The organism is Pseudomonas sp. PB3P13, from assembly GCF_054897735.1.
In genome coordinates this window covers 223291-240153 of record NZ_CM142702.1, presented here as the reverse complement: position 1 = coordinate 240153, position 16863 = coordinate 223291, and the positions used below count along the sequence as shown (strand labels likewise).

At 58.7% G+C, this 16863-nt stretch carries 18 protein-coding genes; 10 read left to right on the top strand and 8 right to left on the bottom strand.

Annotated features, from left to right (window positions below; all coding sequences use genetic code 11):
- Positions 1-58: 58 nt before the first annotated feature.
- The 3 genes from ACYZT1_RS01080 to ACYZT1_RS01070 are packed head-to-tail and all read left to right on the top strand — an operon-like array spanning position 59 to position 1582.
- Positions 59-505: a GNAT family N-acetyltransferase gene (locus tag ACYZT1_RS01080; protein WP_462017272.1), complete on the top strand. Its 447-nt coding sequence runs from the start codon at positions 59-61 to the stop codon at positions 503-505.
- Positions 502-1122 (top strand): FMN-dependent NADH-azoreductase, encoded by a 621-nt coding sequence (locus tag ACYZT1_RS01075; RefSeq protein WP_462017271.1) that lies wholly within the window; start codon positions 502-504, stop codon positions 1120-1122. Before ACYZT1_RS01080 ends, ACYZT1_RS01075 begins: the two co-directional genes overlap by 4 nt.
- A gap of 28 nt (positions 1123-1150) precedes the next feature.
- On the top strand, positions 1151-1582 hold the full coding sequence (locus ACYZT1_RS01070) for a carboxymuconolactone decarboxylase family protein (RefSeq protein ID WP_462017270.1): 432 nt from the start codon (positions 1151-1153) through the stop codon (positions 1580-1582).
- A 22-nt stretch (positions 1583-1604) separates the two neighbouring features.
- Here ACYZT1_RS01070 and ACYZT1_RS01065 read toward each other — a convergent pair whose 3' ends face one another.
- Entirely contained in the window at positions 1605-2000 is a 396-nt protein-coding gene (locus tag ACYZT1_RS01065; protein WP_462017269.1) for a MerR family transcriptional regulator, read from the bottom strand.
- Positions 2001-2045: 45 nt separating this feature from the next.
- Positions 2046-2519, bottom strand: coding sequence for a carboxymuconolactone decarboxylase family protein (locus ACYZT1_RS01060; protein WP_462017268.1), 474 nt, complete (start codon positions 2517-2519; stop codon positions 2046-2048).
- 197 nt (positions 2520-2716) lie between these two features.
- On the opposite strand from ACYZT1_RS01060, the gene ACYZT1_RS01055 reads away from it, so the two are divergent.
- Together ACYZT1_RS01055 and ACYZT1_RS01050 are read left to right on the top strand one after the other, a co-directional pair.
- Positions 2717-3499, top strand: coding sequence for an N-acetylmuramoyl-L-alanine amidase (locus ACYZT1_RS01055; RefSeq protein WP_462017267.1), 783 nt, complete (start codon positions 2717-2719; stop codon positions 3497-3499).
- Between the two features lie 75 nt (positions 3500-3574).
- On the top strand, positions 3575-5188 hold the full coding sequence (locus ACYZT1_RS01050; protein ID WP_462017266.1) for an EAL domain-containing protein: 1614 nt from the start codon (positions 3575-3577) through the stop codon (positions 5186-5188).
- Between the two features lie 6 nt (positions 5189-5194).
- Here ACYZT1_RS01050 and ACYZT1_RS01045 read toward each other — a convergent pair whose 3' ends face one another.
- Positions 5195-6985, bottom strand: coding sequence for a KinB sensor domain-containing domain (locus ACYZT1_RS01045; RefSeq protein ID WP_462017265.1), 1791 nt, complete (start codon positions 6983-6985; stop codon positions 5195-5197).
- A gap of 10 nt (positions 6986-6995) precedes the next feature.
- A complete protein-coding gene (gene algB / locus ACYZT1_RS01040; RefSeq protein ID WP_462017264.1) occupies positions 6996-8342 on the bottom strand; it encodes a sigma-54-dependent response regulator transcription factor AlgB in 1347 nt (448 codons plus the stop codon).
- A 436-nt stretch (positions 8343-8778) separates the two neighbouring features.
- On the opposite strand from algB, the gene ACYZT1_RS01035 reads away from it, so the two are divergent.
- The 5 genes from ACYZT1_RS01035 (at position 8779) to ACYZT1_RS01015 (ending at position 13277) form a co-directional block, all read left to right on the top strand.
- Positions 8779-9066 carry a hypothetical protein gene (locus ACYZT1_RS01035; protein WP_462017263.1) on the top strand — a complete coding sequence of 96 codons (288 nt, stop codon included), beginning with the start codon at positions 8779-8781 and terminating at the stop codon, positions 9064-9066.
- Positions 9067-9147: 81 nt separating this feature from the next.
- Complete coding sequence (locus ACYZT1_RS01030) at positions 9148-9312, top strand: DUF1328 domain-containing protein (RefSeq protein WP_003380232.1); 165 nt, start codon at positions 9148-9150, stop codon at positions 9310-9312.
- A gap of 2 nt (positions 9313-9314) precedes the next feature.
- Positions 9315-9779 (top strand): inhibitor of vertebrate lysozyme family protein, encoded by a 465-nt coding sequence (locus ACYZT1_RS01025; RefSeq protein ID WP_462017262.1) that lies wholly within the window; start codon positions 9315-9317, stop codon positions 9777-9779.
- Between the two features lie 714 nt (positions 9780-10493).
- On the top strand, positions 10494-11825 hold the full coding sequence (gltP, locus tag ACYZT1_RS01020) for a glutamate/aspartate:proton symporter GltP (protein WP_462017261.1): 1332 nt from the start codon (positions 10494-10496) through the stop codon (positions 11823-11825).
- Positions 11826-12047: 222 nt separating this feature from the next.
- A complete protein-coding gene (locus tag ACYZT1_RS01015; protein ID WP_462017260.1) occupies positions 12048-13277 on the top strand; it encodes a nucleoside recognition domain-containing protein in 1230 nt (409 codons plus the stop codon).
- Positions 13278-13311: 34 nt separating this feature from the next.
- Here ACYZT1_RS01015 and ACYZT1_RS01010 read toward each other — a convergent pair whose 3' ends face one another.
- The 4 genes from ACYZT1_RS01010 to ACYZT1_RS00995 are packed head-to-tail and all read right to left on the bottom strand — an operon-like array spanning position 13312 to position 16835.
- Complete coding sequence (locus ACYZT1_RS01010) at positions 13312-13950, bottom strand: ABC-type transport auxiliary lipoprotein family protein (RefSeq protein WP_462017259.1); 639 nt, start codon at positions 13948-13950, stop codon at positions 13312-13314.
- Complete coding sequence (locus tag ACYZT1_RS01005; RefSeq protein ID WP_462017258.1) at positions 13947-14885, bottom strand: MlaD family protein; 939 nt, start codon at positions 14883-14885, stop codon at positions 13947-13949. Before ACYZT1_RS01005 ends, ACYZT1_RS01010 begins: the two co-directional genes overlap by 4 nt.
- A 1-nt stretch (position 14886) precedes the next feature.
- On the bottom strand, positions 14887-15690 hold the full coding sequence (locus ACYZT1_RS01000; RefSeq protein ID WP_462017257.1) for an ABC transporter ATP-binding protein: 804 nt from the start codon (positions 15688-15690) through the stop codon (positions 14887-14889).
- Positions 15687-16835, bottom strand: a complete 1149-nt coding sequence (locus ACYZT1_RS00995; protein ID WP_462017256.1) for an MlaE family ABC transporter permease — start codon at positions 16833-16835, stop codon at positions 15687-15689. Before ACYZT1_RS00995 ends, ACYZT1_RS01000 begins: the two co-directional genes overlap by 4 nt.
- Positions 16836-16863: the final 28 nt, after the last annotated feature.

Here is a 16863-nt window from a genome sequence, read left to right as displayed (position 1 = left end):
TGTAGCTTAAGTCATCGCCGCTCTAAAGTGGGTCATCTCTTTTCAGTGGACGACAAACATGCCTTACACACTTAAACACCTCGATAACGAGGAAGCCGTTGGGCTCAGTTTCGACCTGATGCGTGTCTTGCGGCCGCACATCGCCACCCCCGCTGCCTATGTAGCGCAGGTGGCTCGGCAGGCCGAGCAGGGCTATCGGTTACTCGCAGCGTGGGACGGCGAGCGCATCGTCGGCCTGGCGGGTTACCGCGAGCTGGAAAACCTGCTCTACGGGCGTTTCATCTACGTCGATGACCTGGTCGTCAGCCCAGATCTTCAGCGCAGCGGCTTGGGCGCGCGGCTGTTGACCGCAGTGCGTCATGAAGCCGCGCAGCGACAATGTGATCACTTTGTTCTGGATACCGGCCTGCATATGCCCTTGGCGCAACGATTCTATTTTCGTCAGGGGTTGCTGGCCCGTGGCATGCACTTCACCCAGAGACTTCGGGGTGGGGAATTGGCATGAACAATGTCCTGTTGATCAACGCCAGCCCGCATGGGCAGGTTTCCCATGCGAACCAGTTAGCCCTGGAACTGGTGACATCCCTGCGCCAACGCTATCCGAACCTCGAACTGATTGAACGCGACCTGGGTACGAATCCTTTGCCACCGCTGAGCATGGACTACGCCCACGGCCTGACCATCGCCACGCCATTCGACGCACCGCCGTTCGAGGTGTCTGAAGGGCTGATCGGCGAGCTGGAGCACAGCGATGCCCTGATCATTGCGACTCCTATGCACAACTTCACGCTTCCGGCCGCGCTCAAGCTCTGGATCGACTATGTCCTGCGCATTCACCGGACGTTCAGTTCCAGGCCGGAGGGCAAGGTCGGTCTACTGAAGGACCGCCCGGTGCGGGTATTGGTGGGTTCCGGCGGCTTTCATCAGGGCGAACGGGCACGCCAGCCGGATTTTCTAACGCCTTACCTGCGCCAGGTGCTTAACACCCTCGGCCTGTTCGACCTGCAGTTCACTTATCTACAGGGATTGGTGTTCGGTGAAGAGGCTGTCCGTGCAACGATCGAAGAGGCCCGGACCGCACTGTCACGGGAGCCACTGTTCAACAACCTCGTTTGCGCTTGATCACTTTTTTCTACACCGGAGTTTCACCATGAGCCAACTCAGACTGCCATTTGCGTCTCTGTCGCCTGCCGCCTATCAAGGCCTGCTCGCCACCAATACCGCGCTGGCCGCGAGCCGGCTGGGTTTGCCATTACTTGAAATGGTGTATTTGCGTGTCTCGCAGATCAACGGCTGCTCGTTCTGCCTGGGCAAGCATTCACAGACCCTGCGCGAGTGTGAGGTGGCGCAGGAAAAGCTGGATTGCCTCGCAGGCTGGCGAGTCAGCGAAATGTTCAACGAGCGCGAGTGCGCTGCCCTGGCATGGGCCGAGGCACTCACCCATGTCAGCGAGAAGGGCGCGCCAGACGAGTTATACGCTCCTCTGAAAGCGCACTTCTCAGACGTCGAGATTTCCGATCTGACATTGGCCGTGTCCTTGATGAATGCCTTCAACCGACTGGCGGTGGGGATGAAGCTCTAAGAGCGAGGGACCGTCGACCTTGTCAGGGTTCTACCGCTGGTTCAACGGTCTTCTTGGCCTCAAGCACACGGTAGTGGTCAATCTTGTCTTGCAGTGCAGCAACGGCCTTTTGCATGGCAGCAACTTCGGCCTGTACATCCTGTAAATGACTTTCCAGCATCTGGCGGCGTTCGGTAACCGTTGAATCCCCGGCGCTGCGCAGCCTGGCGAATGTTTGCATTTTGCCGATGGTCATGTGAGTGGTGCGTAAACGCAGCAGAAACTCCAGCCACGCCATATCAGTCGGCGCATAAAGCCGTTGCCCGCCGGCCGTACGGGCGACAGGTGCCAACAGGCCGATGCGTTCGTAGTAGCGCAGGGTATAGGCCGTGAGGCCGGTGCGCCTGGCGACCTGGTCAATCGTCTGGTAGGCGTTCATAAGCGCAATCCTTAGCCATCGGTGTTCGGCAATGCAGTGGCCCGTTCACTCGGAAAGTGCGGCAACAATTTTGATGCCCCGTTTGGCAAACACTTCCCGCGCTGCGCTGATGCCATTTAACGCGCTTGGAAAGCCCGCATACACTGCCATCTGGATGATGATTTCAACAATTTCCTCTGGTTTGCAACCCACATTCAGCGCCCCCTCTATATGCACCTTGAGTTGGAGCTGCGCGTTCCCCAATGCGGTGAGGGCCGAGATGGTTGCCAGCTCGCGTGTGCACAGAGCGACACCCGGCCTGGAAAACACATCACCATAGGCGAAATCGACTATCCAATCACCCAGCTCGGGCGAGATATCGCCAAGCGAATTGACCACGGTGTTGCCGGTGGCCCCGGTAATTCTTTCCAGGGTCGCTATCCCCTTCACTCGTCGACTATCCGGTTCAGTGGCCGACACTGGAATTGCGAATGCTGAAAGCACGAGCCCGGTTACAACACTCAGTTTTCTTAATACCATGACCTGTCTCCTTGTTTAGCCGCTCAACGTACCTGGCCGTTTTGGCGGTGCAACAAGAAGGCTATTGGTTAGAGCGCGCTCTAAGTCAAGCGCTGGGTGTGACGTACAATTGTTCTCCGAATTTTGCAGCCTCCCCCCTTCAGGCGAGGCTGTACGTTACACTGTTGCATTACTGTCACTCGCGTGCTGCCCTTGCCATGAAATTTCTTGCTTTCGTCACGTCGCTGATTCTGCTGGCCGGTTGCGCCAGCGGTCCTCGAATCGATACCCGTCACGCTTCCGTCAATTACGACAGTCGCATTCAGTTTGTGGTGGTGCATTACACCTCTGCCTCGCTGGAGCGCTCACTGCAATTGTTAACCCATGGCGAAGTCAGCAGCCATTACCTGATCGGTGATGACAAGAACGCCACGATCTACAAGCTGATGGATGAAAGTCTGCGCGCCTGGCATGCCGGAGAAAGCGAGTGGCAAGGCCGAACCTGGCTGAACTCAAGCTCCATCGGCATCGAGATCGTTAACCCGGGCTTCAAGGAAAATCCTGACGGCAGCCGCCTCTGGTACCCCTACAGCGAAGCGCAACTTCAATCGTTGATCGTCCTGCTCAAAGACATCAGCAAACGTTACTCGATCAATCCCCGCAACATCATCGGCCACAGCGACATTGCGCCGCTGCGCAAGCTCGATCCGGGGCCGCTGTTCCCGTGGAAGCGCCTGGCCGCCGAAGGTCTTGGTGTGTGGCCCAATGAACAGGCCGTGGCGCGGCAGCAGCAGCAATTCAATGCCAGATTGCCGGACATTGGCTGGTTCCAGGGGCAACTGGCCCGCCTGGGCTATGCGACGCCACAAACCGGCGAGCTGGATGTCGCTACCCGCCATGTGTTGTCGGCGTTTCAAATGCACTTCCGCCCTGCCCGATTCGACGGCCTGCCCGATGCGCAAACTGCCGCGCTGTTAACGGTTCTGAACCAGACAAAATAATGACGACCGCCCGACGGTCAGGGCGTTTTCTCAATCAGCAGCTATAACTCATTGGTAATTCTTTGGATTCCCTAGATGACAGTTGCTCGAGAGACGTTACGTAGCTGGTTCTATCGCCCGTGGTTTTTGGCGATGCTGGCTGCTGCCTTGAGTGCGACGCTGCTGATGGCCCTCAGTCTTTTTGTCGCCATGCGCCAGGTCGAGCTGAATGAAAGTCAGGAGATGAATGCCCAGGGCGAGCGCTTTCTGGCACGGCTCGAGCAATTGTTCGGTCAGCTACGCGAGAGCCTTGATGACCTCGAGGCGCAGCCGCTGCGAGGTTGCGATGACGAGATGATCGCGACACTGCAGCAGGTCACCTTCAACTACCGTTTCGTCTATGAAGCCGCTTATATGGATGCCTCGCGCATCTGTTCCAATCGCCCGCGTCAGGAAGGGTTGTCACTGACTCGCGCGCCGGATATCCAGGGGCCGACCTACAGTTACTGGTTGAACACCACCACCGAACCCGATGAAAACCGTGCGGCGCTGATGCTTGGGCGCGGTAATTTCCGCGCGGCGACATCCCGCGGGCACCTGACCGACATGGTCGACCTGTCCCCGGGAAGCAGCCTGCTGGTGGTGCTCGACCATGGCTCGCGGGCAATTCCGGTGCTGGGCACTGCGCAGCGATGGCCACCCACTGCTCCTTGGCCGCCGGGCAATCGCGATGCGCTGCAAGTCACCGAAACCCGCTTGATTTACCGCATGCCGACCAACAATCCTGAGTACCAATTGGTGTTGATTACCCCGCGCAGCGGCACTTATGTGCCTGCAGTCTGGTGGTGGCTGCTGCCCGGCAGTCTGGCGCTGGGCGGGTTGATGGGTTTTCTGGTGTTTTTGCTGGTGCGTCAGCGTCAGTCGCTGGATGCCGAACTGGCTGGCGCGATACGGCGCGGCGAATTGCAGGTGCTTTATCAACCGATCTTCGATCTCGACAGCCGTAATTGCGTCGGCGCCGAAGCCCTGCTGCGCTGGCGTCGACCGGACGGCACGCTGACCAGCCCCGACCTGTTCATCCCGATGGCCGAAAACACCGGGCAGATCCGTCAGATGACCGACTTTGTCCTGCAACGCCTGCTTGAACAGCTGGGGCTTTTGTTGCGCGCCAATCCTCACCTGTACATTTCAGTCAACCTGGCCGCCTGCGACGTCATGGTGCCGCGCATCGGTCAAGTGATGGCGCGCTTGCTGACACTGCATCGGGTGGCCGCCCGGCAAATCGCCTTCGAGGTCACCGAGCGTGGCCTGGTCGATGTAGTTGTCGCACGGGAAAACCTGCAGGCCCTGCGCGATGTCGGGCATCAAGTGCTGATTGATGATTTTGGGACCGGGTATTGCAGCCTCGCCTACCTGCAGACACTGCCGGTGGATTGTCTGAAAATCGACAAGGCCTTCATCGATGCACTGGGACACGATGCCGCCAGCAGCGGCGTGGCGCCACACATCATTCACATGGCTCAGGCCCTGCAGCTCAAGGTGATTGCCGAAGGCATCGAGCATGAAGCGCAAGCCGCTTTTCTCAGCAGCGAGGGGGTTAAATTTGGTCAGGGCTGGTTGTTCGCCCATGCATTGAGCGCCGTGCAGTTCATCGAACTCATTACCCGAGGTCGGCGCCTGGCCGGACGGCGCATCGATGACGAAGCGTAAAAGGACTTACACCGCCAACGCCATGTAGAACTGAGTCCCCTGCCCCGGCCGCGAATAAACGCCCATTCGCCCGCCATGCAGTTGCACGATTTCCTTGCACAGTGCCAGACCCAGCCCGGCGCCGCCCTTTTTGCGGCCAACCTGCACGAACGGCTCGAAGATGCGCCCCTGCTGGCCGTACGCGATGCCCTCGCCGTTGTCTTCGACGCTAATGATCACCCGCTCCCCGTGACGCCGGGCCTGCAAGCGAATCTGCCCGTCCGTGTCGGTATGGCGAAGTGCATTATCGATCAGATTGTCGAGCACCCGGTCCAGTTGCGGCTGATCAGCCTGCAGCCAAGGCAGAGGGCCCTGCACCTCCACCAACAGATCAATGCCCCGCTCGCCGGCGACATCGGCAAAACGCGAGCGTGCCTGCTCCAGCAATTCGTCGATGGAACACGGCGCCAGTGTGAGTTTTTGCAAACCGTTCTGATAGCGGGAGAAATTCAGCAAATCGTTGATCAACTGCATCAAGCGCTGCATTTCTTCGTTGACGGTATCAAGCAGATCGGCTTCCCGTGAATCGGCCGGGAAATGCGCACGCTCGCGAAACAGGCCGAAGGCCATGTGCATGCCGGTCACCGGCGTGCGCAGTTCATGGGAGGCGCGCAGGACAAACTCGCTGCGCACTCGCTCGAAAGCACGCTGCTCGGTCACGTCATGCAACACCATCACGGCGCCGAGAATATGACCTTGTGTGTGGCTGACCGGGGTCAGGCTGTAGGTCAGCAAGCGCGATTCGCCGTCCACTTCAATACTGAGATCTTCGGGCGCCCGCTCCAGGGTGCCGCCGCGCAGCACCAAGTGCAGCTGCGCATCAAGTTCGGGACGTTTCAGCGCCGAACCCAATCCCTGACCCAAACGGTCGCTGTCCCAACCCAACTGGCGCTGAGCCACCGGGTTCAGGTGTTCGAGATGGCCATCGCGGTCGATCATCAACAAGCCATCGTCGATGCTGTCGAGCACCGCTTGCAGACGCTGTTGGCCTGCGAGCAGTTCGTCGACATTGGTGGCCTGGTGCTGACGCAGCGCCTCGGCCATGATCCCGAACCGCTGGGTCAACTGATTCATTTCCACCGCGGAGGAAATCGGCAGCGTCACTTCAAAGTTGCCCTGCCCGATGTCATCCGCCGCCTGCACCAGCGCCTCTATTGGCGCACCAAAACGCCGCGCGATCGCATGGGCGGTGATGAAGCCGATAATCAACACCGCCAGCCCGACCAGGCCCAATGTGCCGGCAATCAGCAGCGCGCGCTCACGGGCCTTGCGCTGGGTGGCGTCGATGTTATCCAGCGCTTGCTTGTTCTCGATGATCAGGCCATTGCGCAGGACATTGAATTTTTCGGTGAGGTCTTGATTGCCGCTGAGCACATGAGCCGGATCGCGAGACTGGTCGAGCGCCTTCAGAAAATTCTGGTAATCAGTTTTCGCCTGGACAAAACCATATTGGCTGTTGCTGCTGCCGTGCTCATGGGCGATACCCTGATCGAGTAACTGGAAATAATGCTGCCTGGACGCCTCAAACGCCGCAGGATCGGGTTTCTCGCCGAGCATCAGAATCAGTTGATCACCCAGGGTTTGACGCAGCTTCAGGCCCAAATTGAGGGTCACGAAGTTGTTGCGAATCAGCACTTCCTGCGTGGTGCTCATCTGCATCACGCTGACCAGGCCGAGTAACAGACCGAGCAACGCCACGGTGATCAGTGCGGAAATACTCAGGAAGAGCCGTGTTCGCAGCTTCATCGCCAGTTTCATCGGGGCAGGCTCACAGGTTGTACTGCTTGCGTTTTCGATACAGCGTTGAAGCGTCAATCCCGAGGGTTTTGGCAGCCTGGTCAAGGGTATCGGCAGTGGCCAGCACTGCGCCGATGTGGGCCTTTTCCAACTCATCCAGGCTCAACGCCGCGCCGATGCGTGGCGCATTGTTGACTGGCGTCTCGGCCATGCCCAAGTGAGTGATTTCGACCTTCTCCTGCGGGCAAATGATGCTCGCCCGCTCCACCACGTTGCGCAACTCACGAATGTTGCCGGGCCAGCGGTAACCGAGTAGCGCTTCACGTGCCTCTTCGCTGAAGCCGCGCGCCGGCCGCGCATATTCCTTGACGAACCGAGCGAGGAAACGGTCCGCCAGGTTGAGGATGTCCTCGCGTCGTTCGCGCAATGGCGGCAGGTGCAAAGTGATGACGTTCAATCGATAGAGCAAATCTTCGCGAAAGCGCCCGTCGCGGACCATGTCTTCCAGATTCAGGTTAGTCGCGGCGAGAATTCGCACATCAGCCCGGCGGGTGACCGGGTCGCCGATACGTTCATACTCCTTGTCCTGAATAAAACGCAGCAATTTGGGCTGCAACGCCAAGGGAAAATCGCCGATCTCGTCGAGAAACAGCGTACCACCGTCCGCTTGATTCACCCGGCCCAAGGTACTCTCGCTGGCGCCGGTAAACGCGCCGCGGGTGTGACCGAACAGCTCGCTTTCCATCAATTCAGTGGTCAAGGATGGGCAGTTGATGGTCACGCATGACTTCTTCGCCCGCTTGCTCCAGCCGTGGATCGCTTGCGACAACTCGCCTTTACCGGTGCCCGACTCGCCCAGAATCAGGATATTGGCGTCTGTAGCGGCGACCTGACGGGCTGTTTCCAGCACCACTTTCATGGCCGGGCTGTGGGAATCGAGGCCGTCCTTGGGTTTGCGTACTTCGCCTTCGAGGGCTTCGAGTCGAGCCGACAGCTGGCGCACTTCAAGTTGCTTGGCGGTGGCCAGACGCAATTGATCGGGGCTGCAAGGCTTGACCAGGTAATCAGCGGCGCCCGCCTGGATGGCATCTACCGCGGTATCGACGGCCGAGTGAGCCGTGACTATAACCACCCGCATCCACGGCGCCTGAATACGCATCTGCGCCAGTACATCAAGGCCATTGTCTTCACCGAGGCGCAGATCAAGGAAGCAAAGGTCGAATACCTGACGTTGCAACAGCGCTTCGGCCTGGGTTGCACTGTTGGCAGTGGCAACGCTGTAGCCCTCGTCTTCAAGGCAATAACGAAAAGTACGCAGGATGGCGGACTCATCGTCCACCAGCAGAATGCGGCCTTGATTCTCAGTGGCTGATTCCATCTTTCCTACGCTCCTTACTGAATGATCTTGGTTAGTCCCGGAAAAATCGGGCAAGTTGCATGGTTGATTCTGGTCGATTTCGGCCACCTCGGGGTAGCTCTCTCCTTACCCTACGGCTAATCCACTGATTTTGTTGTTTTTTTATCGGATAAGCGGCCCGAAGGCGAGTTCTGAAGTCCGGTTCTGACATTCACTCCCTGTCAGCAATTCAAAAATAATGAAAACTCCTACGAATTTATCGTGCATTACGCACGACCGCAAAAGGACCATCGTGCAGGATGCGTCCGATAAATATTTATATCGACTGCTAACTTATTGATTTATATAGGTTTTACTGAACATAAAAAACTGGCATGCAGGCTGCAATGCTCTGGCTATTCAAGGCATTCCAGCGATGCCTTCTACCCAATTCACCCAATGTGGGAGGAGCTCCAGGATGAATCGCCAACGTGCCGCCCAATTGCGTATCTCGCCACTGCATATCCAGCAAGGTCTGTTTGCTGTTCTGGCGCTGCTGATCACCTTGATCGCCGGCCAGCAGTATCAGCGTTGGGAGCAGAGCCAGCAGCAAGAAGCGCCACGCGTGTCGATTCACTATCCGATGCAAACCCATTTCAGTGCCGTCAGCAGTACTGCTGCCGAAAGCGGCGTCATGCGAATGATGGATGTCGACCAGGCTCAGGCCGTTGACGATATGCCGCAACAGGAACGTTGGGTTTTTTAAGTAAACGTACTTGGCGAGCTGCAGGCGCCGGGAAAAGCACCACAAGCACTACCTCAAAATAGAAACGTAAGGAGAATCACCATGTTGAGTTGGGCAATCACATTCTTGATCATTGCCATCATCGCTGCAGTGTTGGGCTTTGGTGGTATCGCGGGCACCGCCACGGGTATCGCCAAGATTCTCTTTGTCGTGTTCCTGGTGATGTTTGTTGTTTCGTTCTTCTTTGGCCGCCGCGGTCGAGGTTGAAGATGAATGTTTCACTGAAAATGCTGGCAGCCGCTCTGTTTCTGGGCGGCAGTGCCATGGCATCGGCGGCCAATGACGGCCAGGCGCGGGTCAACGAGTTGTTGAATGCCGACCCGCAATACCGCGAAACATGGACCGACGTGGTTAAAAAGGAAGAGCGGCTGCCGGAATGGGTGATGAACCTCTCCGGGGACGCCGAGCAAATGAATGCAGTCGAAGAGGATGGCGACAAGTATCTGGTAGGGCCGCTGTGTGAAACGCAGAGTACTTGCTTGAACAAACGCTTGATCGTGGCATTCAGCTTCGACAAAGACGACGCCTACGGCATGCTGGTTGAAGTGCCTGCTGGGCTGCCAGCCGACAAGTCGCCAACGCGACATGCTGACTACCGCTTCCTGGGCAAACCAGACGAAGGTATGCAGAAGTTGTTGATGGAACAGCTGAAAAAAGATCCAAACTGGTATTGATTCGAAAACTTGAGAGAAGCCACGCGGCTTCTTTCGAAATGCGCTACCTGAAGCAGGTTTGCGCATGACCAGGGGGTCGGGACGTTCTGCCTGTTTCAGGGGCGGAGTGACCTACGGGCACAAGGAGTGCCTGCGCGAGGGCCGGGTCAGGTAATAGCTGCGTCGCAGGTTCGCCGGGCAGAGTGTTCGACGGACTTGCGAAGAGCTTATGCGCCATATGCGCTACAGCCAGGGTGAACCATTCGGATTCGCCGACACCTTTTTGTAATCCATCCAAAAATTTGAATTTCGATTTATGTCGATGATCGATTACGACCGTATATCGAGAAAAAACGCTTGTTTTATATGGAAATTTTCGCGACGAAACTTTGAAAATCTCTGAAAGTTGACCTCTCTGATACCACTAAAAATGGACTCTACGGCCCCTGATGTGGCCGGTTCACGGCACTTATGTTTGCCAAAATGTCGTATTCGAACCGGTTGGGACGCGACTATGTAACAAAAAAACTCATGCCGATTCGGCATAGGGTAGTCGTTTACGGCATTAGACGTCGCTTCCTTGCATCGGAATAGTTGCGCCTTTTTTCACCTGCCAGAGAACCGTGAAAACGCGATCCGCAGGCACCTTATACGGGGGCAGATGCGCAGAATTTTTCGCCACGGGCGTTCCAGTTCCTGCATCTGTCTGAGTCAAACGCAAGTAAGGGTAAAGATATGAAGAAGGCAAAAATCAGCCTCGCCTGGCAGATCCTGATCGGTCTGGTGTTGGGGATTGCAATTGGTGCGTTGCTCAACCACTTCAGTGCCGAGAAAGCCTGGTGGATCAGCAACGTCCTGCAACCGGCAGGCGATATCTTTATCCGTCTGATCAAGATGATCGTGATTCCAATCGTGATCTCGTCGCTGATCGTTGGTATCGCCGGTGTCGGCGATGCAAAGAAGCTTGGCAGCATCGGTCTGAAGACCATTCTTTACTTCGAGGTTGTCACCACGATCGCCATCGTTGTCGGCCTGGTGCTGGCCAACGTGTTCCATCCCGGTGCCGGCATCGACATGAGCACCCTCGGTACGGTGGATATTTCCAAGTACCAGGCGACAGCTGCCGAGGTTCAACATGAACACGCGTTCATCGAAACCATCCTCAACCTGATCCCTTCGAACATCTTCGCCGCCGTCGCCCGTGGCGAGATGCTGCCGATCATTTTCTTCTCTGTGCTATTCGGTCTTGGCCTGTCGAGCCTCAAACCAGAACTGCGCGACCCGCTGGTGACGATGTTCCAGGGCGTGTCGGAAAGCATGTTCAAAGTCACCCACATGATCATGAACTACGCCCCGATTGGCGTTTTCGCACTGATCGCTGTGACCGTGGCCAACTTCGGTTTCGCTTCGCTGCTGCCGCTGGCCAAACTGGTGATCCTGGTTTACGTCGCCATCATCTTCTTCGCTTTCGTGGTGCTGGGGCTGATCGCGCGTCTGTTCGGGTTTTCGGTGCTCAAGCTGATGCGCATCTTCAAGGATGAGCTGGTGCTGGCTTACTCCACCGCCAGTTCTGAAACCGTGCTGCCGCGCGTTATCGAAAAGATGGAAGCGTACGGCGCACCGAAAGCGATCTGCAGCTTTGTGGTGCCAACCGGTTACTCGTTCAACCTCGACGGTTCTACCCTGTACCAGAGCATTGCCGCGATCTTCATTGCCCAGCTGTACGGCATCGATTTGTCGATCAGTCAGCAATTGCTGTTGGTGCTGACCCTGATGGTCACCTCCAAAGGCATTGCCGGTGTACCGGGCGTGTCCTTTGTGGTGTTGCTGGCAACGCTGGGCAGCGTCGGTATTCCGCTGGAGGGCCTGGCATTCATCGCCGGTGTCGACCGCATCATGGACATGGCGCGGACCGCATTGAACGTGATCGGCAACGCACTGGCCGTGCTGGTCATCTCCCGCTGGGAAGGCATGTACGACGACGCGAAGGGCGAACGCTACTGGAATTCCCTGCCGCACTGGCGCAGCAAAGACCCAATGCCAGTGGGTGAAACTTCCCGCAGCTAATGCAAAACCTGTGCGGACCTGGCTTTTGCGTGGGAGCCGGCTTGCTCGCGATAGCGCTGGATCAGTCGACATTAATGATGCCTGTGAGTCAGTCATCGCGAGCAAGCTCGCTCCCACAGGGATCCACATAAGCAGTTCCAAACAAACCCCGGAGAAAATCCGGGGTTTGTCGTTTCTGGCGACCCCGCTATCATTCGCCGCATTCTTTGGGGGATACAACTGATGCTCAATGGCCTGTGGCTTGGCTTCTTCATCGTGGCAGCCGTGTCGGCGCTGGCGCAGTGGCTGATCGGCGGTAACGCCGGAATCTTTGCGGCGATGGTAGAAAGCATCTTCGCCATGGCCAAGTTGTCGGTCGAGGTCATGGTCCTGCTATTCGGCACCCTCACACTGTGGCTGGGGTTTCTGCGAATTGCCGAGAAAGCCGGAATCGTCGAGTGGCTGGCCAAGGCGCTGGGCCCACTGTTTCTGCGGTTGATGCCGGAAGTGCCAGCCGGTCACCCGGCCATCGGCCTGATCACCCTCAACTTCGCCGCGAACGGGCTTGGCCTGGACAACGCCGCCACGCCGATCGGCCTCAAGGCCATGAAAGCGCTGCAGGAACTCAACCCCAGCGCCACCATCGCCAGCAACGCGCAGATCCTGTTTCTGGTGCTCAACGCGTCCTCCCTGACGCTTCTGCCGGTGACGATCTTCATGTATCGCGCCCAGCAAGGCGCGCCGGACCCGACGCTGGTGTTCCTGCCAATCCTGCTCGCTACCAGTTGCTCGACGCTGGTCGGCCTGTTGTCGGTGGCGTTCATGCAACGCCTGCGGCTGTGGGACCCGGTGGTGCTTGCCTACTTGATACCCGGTGCTCTCGCACTCGGTGCGTTCATGGCCTTGCTGGCGACGCTCTCGGCGACCGCGCTGGCGGGCTTGTCTTCGATCCTCGGCAACCTGACGCTGTTCGGGCTGATCATGATGTTCCTGATCGTCGGTGCACTGCGCAAGGTCAAGGTCTACGAAGCGTTCGTCGAAGGCGCGAAAGAAGGTTTCGACGTAGCGAAAAATCTGCTGCCGTATCTGGTCGCGATGCTGTGTGCGGTTGGCGTGCTGCGCGCATCCGGCGCTCTGGACTTCGGCCTCGATGGGATCCGGCATTTAGTGGAATGGGCCGGCTGGGACACCCGATTCGTCGATGCGCTGCCGACAGCCATGGTCAAACCGTTCTCCGGCAGCGCGGCGCGGGCGATGCTGATCGAAACCATGCAGACGTCCGGCGTGGACAGCTTCCCGGCACTGGTGGCGGCGACAGTGCAGGGCAGTACCGAAACGACGTTCTATGTGTTGGCGGTGTATTTCGGCGCGGTAGGCATTCAGCGGGCACGCCACGCCGTGGGGTGTGCATTGCTGGCGGAATTGGCCGGGGTACTGGGCGCTATCGGGGTTTGCTACTGGTTCTTTGGTTAACCCAAAACCTTGTAGCCGCTGGCGGAGCCTGCGGCTACAGGGGCTGCGTGGTATTCCTGACGGGCGGGGCGATTGTCTGGCCTTGCTCAACCGCCCAGTTCACTACCTGCGCGGTCAAGCGGTCGCTGGCCTGACCGAACCCGGCCACCACCGCCGGCACTTGCACGTCGCTCAGCGATTGCCTCACTTCAAAGCGGCGACTCGCCAGAATGCGCTGGTCGTAACCACGCACCAGCAAGGCGTCCAGACGCACCACGACACTCGCGGTGCTGCCCTGATATTCGGTCTGGAATGCCTGCAAATTCCCGCCCAGCTCCAGGTCCGCCTGAAAGTTGCTGTCGTCGGTACTCAACAACGACACCCGACCATCGCGCTGAAAACCATCGAGCAGACGATTGCGCAACAGCACCGGCGCCGGATCGCTCCAGCGCGAGGCGGCGTAGGTGCTGATCAGATCGCCTTGCGCAATCACAGCGATTTTCGGGCTGTTCAATATTTCGCTGGACTGCAGTTTGTTCAAACGCAACGACCAGCGCTGCGCCATGCCGTTGTTCAGTGCAGGACTTTGCGCCGACGGCAAGCGATAGACATCCGATGGCGTGGACTCGGGCAGGATAGAGCACGCACCGGTCAGCGCAACAGCAGCGAGGAGGGCAAAGAGGCGCAGCTTCATGGCGTGAATTCCTTGTTCTTGTCGTTGCCCAGCAGGTAACCGCCGGGGTTGGCTTCCAGTCGCCGGGAAATCGCCCGCAACGACGACAGCGTCTCGCGCAGCTCGCGAATGGCCGGGCCCAGGCCGTTCAGACCTTGCATGCCGCTGTTGAGTGAATGCTCGTTGGTGGTCAGCAGCGTGTTGATCGTCGCGCTGCTGTGCTCCAGCGACTTCATCGCCTGCTCGGCACTGCCGAACATTTCTTTGCCCTGATCATTGAGCAAGCCGTTGGCGTTGCGCATCAGCGCCGCCGTCTGCTCCAGCGTCGCCGATGCCTGCTTGCCGACGGCGCCCAGTTGCTGCATGGCCTGGCGGATGTCGCCGCGTTGATCGGCGATGGTCCCGGTGGTTTGTTCCAGATGCTCGAGGGTCTTGCTGATGCGCTCGACGTTCTGCTCGGAGAACATCTGGTTGGCGTTGTGCATGAGGGTGCTCACGCCAGACATCAAATCATTGCTCTCGTTGAGCAAACGGGCGATAGGCGAGGGCGATGCAATGATGGTTGGAAGGTTGCCGTCCTTGCCTTCCAGAGTCGGGCTTTGCGGAGTGCCGCCGCTGAGCTGGATGATCGAGGTGCCGGTGATACCGGTCAGTGCCAGTTTGGCCTGCGTATCCTGCTTGATCGGCGTGTCGCCGCCGAGGCGGATCCGCGCCAGGACCCGACGCGGATCTTTAGGGTCCAGGCGCAGAGTCACCACATCGCCAACCTTGATCCCGCTGTACTGCACGGCGCTGCCAGGCGACAAGCCGCTGACCGCCTCATTGAAGACAACCTCGTAATCCTTGAACTGGGTATCGACGCTGGACTTGGCCAGCCAAAGGCCGAAGAGCAGGGCGCCCGCCACCACGATCACGGTGAACAGACCAATCAAAACATGATGGGCTCGGGTTTCCATGTCAGACCTCGTTGAGCTGTTGGGCGGCGGTCAGCGCCGCGCGGCCGCGAGGGCCATGGAAGTATTCGTGAATCCACGGATCGTCGGTTTCCGAGACCACATCGATGGCGTCCGCCACCAGCACTTTTTTCTGCGCCAGCACCGCCACACGGTCGGTAATGGTGTAAAGCGTATCGAGGTCGTGAGTGATCAGAAAGACACTCAGGCCCAACGCATCACGCAAGGTCAGGATCAACTGATCGAATGCCGCGGCACCAATCGGATCAAGGCCAGCAGTGGGTTCATCAAGAAACAGGATATCCGGATCGAGCGCCAGTGCGCGGGCCAGCGCCGCACGCTTGATCATGCCGCCGGACAGCGACGCGGGGTACTTGTCGGCCGCCGACAGCGGCAAACCCGCCAATGCCAGTTTCACCGCCGCCAGATGTTCGGCATCGTCGCGGCTAAGGCCCGCGTGTTCGATCAGTGGCAGGGCGACGTTCTCGGTGACGGTCAACGAAGAAAACAGCGCGCCTTTCTGGAACAGCACGCCAAAACGCCGTTCAACCAGCGAGCGCTCATGTTCGGACAGCGTCGGCAGGTTTTTGCCAAACACCCTGACCACCCCTTCGCTGGGCTGACGCAAGCCGACAATGCTGCGCAGCAACACCGATTTGCCGCTGCCGGACCCGCCCACCACGGCCAGGATCTCGCCTTTGTACAAGTCCAGATCCAGGTTCTCGTGCACGCTCTGGCTGCCGAAACGATTGCACAGCCCGCGCACTTCGATCACCACCTCAGAGGGCGCTCGGGATTGACGACTCACCAGCCCATCTCCATGAAGAACAGCGCGGCGATGGCGTCCAGGACGATCACCACGAAAATCGACTGCACCACGCTCGACGTGGTGTGCGCGCCGACGGACTCGGCGCTGCCGCTGACCTTGAAACCCTCAAGGCAACCGATCGCCGCAATCAGAAAGGCGAAAACCGGTGCTTTGACCATGCCCACCAGAAAGTGCTGAACGCCGATGTCGGCCTGCAGCAGCGAGAGGAACATCGCCGGCGAAATATCCAGTGACACCGCACACACTACGCCACCGCCGATGATCCCCGAGAGCATCGCAACAAAGGTCAGCATTGGCAGCGCCACCAGCAGCGCCAGCACTCTGGGCACCACCAGCAACTCCATCGGATCGAGGCCCAACGTGCGGATTGCGTCGATTTCTTCGTTGGCCTTCATCGAGCCGATTTGCGCAGTGAACGCGCTGGCGGTACGCCCGGCCATCAGGATGGCGGTCAGCAACACGGCGAATTCGCGCAGGAAGGAAAAGGCCACCAGGTCCACGGTGAAGATGGTCGCCCCGAAACTGGCCAACACCGTAGCGCCGAGAAATGCCACGACGGCGCCCACCAGAAAGGTGAGGAGGGCGACGATGGGCGCGGCGTCCAGGCCGGTCTGCTCGATGTGGGCGACCATGGGCGTCAGGCGCCAGCGCTTGGGGCGCAACAGGCCACGCGCGATGGTCTCCAGGATCAGTCCGACAAACCCCAGCAGTTGCAGGGTGTCCTGCCAGACCGCATCGACTGCGCGGCCAATGCGCGTCAGCAGCTGAATGCCGACGTTGATTTCCGGCTCCCTGATCGGCACGCAGAAGTCGGTCATCGAGCAATACACCGTCTGCAACAACGCACGGTCGGCGGCCGACAACGTGCAGTCCGGGTGCTCGGCGGATTTGCCGAGGCGCTCGGAGCCGAGCAACTCCACCAACAACGACGCGCCCGCGGTGTCGAGCGCGCCAAGGTCGTTGAGGTCGACGTGGGTGTTGTCGGTGTATTGGCCGCGAAGTTTGTCGCTCAGGTTTTTCAGCGCCGCGTAATGGGCGAGCGTCCAGTCACCCGTGATGCGCAATTGCGCAGGGGTGTACGTGGTGTCCAGTCGGGCATCGCCGGCCAATGGGCTGCTGATCATAAGCTCCGTGCTTGCGTGGCTATTGCGC

What these genes read in the sequence shown, in the direction of transcription:
- ACYZT1_RS01080 (WP_462017272.1), top strand. Translation starts at nt 59, where the DNA reads ATGCCTTACACACTTAAACACCTCGATAACGAGGAAGCCGTTGGGCTC.
- ACYZT1_RS01055 (WP_462017267.1), top strand. Translation starts at nt 2,717, where the DNA reads ATGAAATTTCTTGCTTTCGTCACGTCGCTGATTCTGCTGGCCGGTTGC.
- ACYZT1_RS01060 (WP_462017268.1), bottom strand. Translation starts at nt 2,519, where the DNA reads ATGGTATTAAGAAAACTGAGTGTTGTAACCGGGCTCGTGCTTTCAGCA.
- ACYZT1_RS01005 (WP_462017258.1), bottom strand. Translation starts at nt 14,885, where the DNA reads ATGGAAACCCGAGCCCATCATGTTTTGATTGGTCTGTTCACCGTGATC.
- gltP (WP_462017261.1), top strand. Translation starts at nt 10,494, where the DNA reads ATGAAGAAGGCAAAAATCAGCCTCGCCTGGCAGATCCTGATCGGTCTG.
- ACYZT1_RS01070 (WP_462017270.1), top strand. Translation starts at nt 1,151, where the DNA reads ATGAGCCAACTCAGACTGCCATTTGCGTCTCTGTCGCCTGCCGCCTAT.
- algB (WP_462017264.1), bottom strand. Translation starts at nt 8,342, where the DNA reads ATGGAATCAGCCACTGAGAATCAAGGCCGCATTCTGCTGGTGGACGAT.
- ACYZT1_RS01045 (WP_462017265.1), bottom strand. Translation starts at nt 6,985, where the DNA reads ATGAAACTGGCGATGAAGCTGCGAACACGGCTCTTCCTGAGTATTTCC.
- ACYZT1_RS01015 (WP_462017260.1), top strand. Translation starts at nt 12,048, where the DNA reads ATGCTCAATGGCCTGTGGCTTGGCTTCTTCATCGTGGCAGCCGTGTCG.
- ACYZT1_RS01075 (WP_462017271.1), top strand. Translation starts at nt 502, where the DNA reads ATGAACAATGTCCTGTTGATCAACGCCAGCCCGCATGGGCAGGTTTCC.
- ACYZT1_RS01025 (WP_462017262.1), top strand. Translation starts at nt 9,315, where the DNA reads ATGAATGTTTCACTGAAAATGCTGGCAGCCGCTCTGTTTCTGGGCGGC.
- ACYZT1_RS01010 (WP_462017259.1), bottom strand. Translation starts at nt 13,950, where the DNA reads ATGAAGCTGCGCCTCTTTGCCCTCCTCGCTGCTGTTGCGCTGACCGGT.
- ACYZT1_RS01030 (WP_003380232.1), top strand. Translation starts at nt 9,148, where the DNA reads ATGTTGAGTTGGGCAATCACATTCTTGATCATTGCCATCATCGCTGCA.
- ACYZT1_RS01050 (WP_462017266.1), top strand. Translation starts at nt 3,575, where the DNA reads ATGACAGTTGCTCGAGAGACGTTACGTAGCTGGTTCTATCGCCCGTGG.
- ACYZT1_RS00995 (WP_462017256.1), bottom strand. Translation starts at nt 16,835, where the DNA reads ATGATCAGCAGCCCATTGGCCGGCGATGCCCGACTGGACACCACGTAC.
- ACYZT1_RS01065 (WP_462017269.1), bottom strand. Translation starts at nt 2,000, where the DNA reads ATGAACGCCTACCAGACGATTGACCAGGTCGCCAGGCGCACCGGCCTC.
- ACYZT1_RS01035 (WP_462017263.1), top strand. Translation starts at nt 8,779, where the DNA reads ATGAATCGCCAACGTGCCGCCCAATTGCGTATCTCGCCACTGCATATC.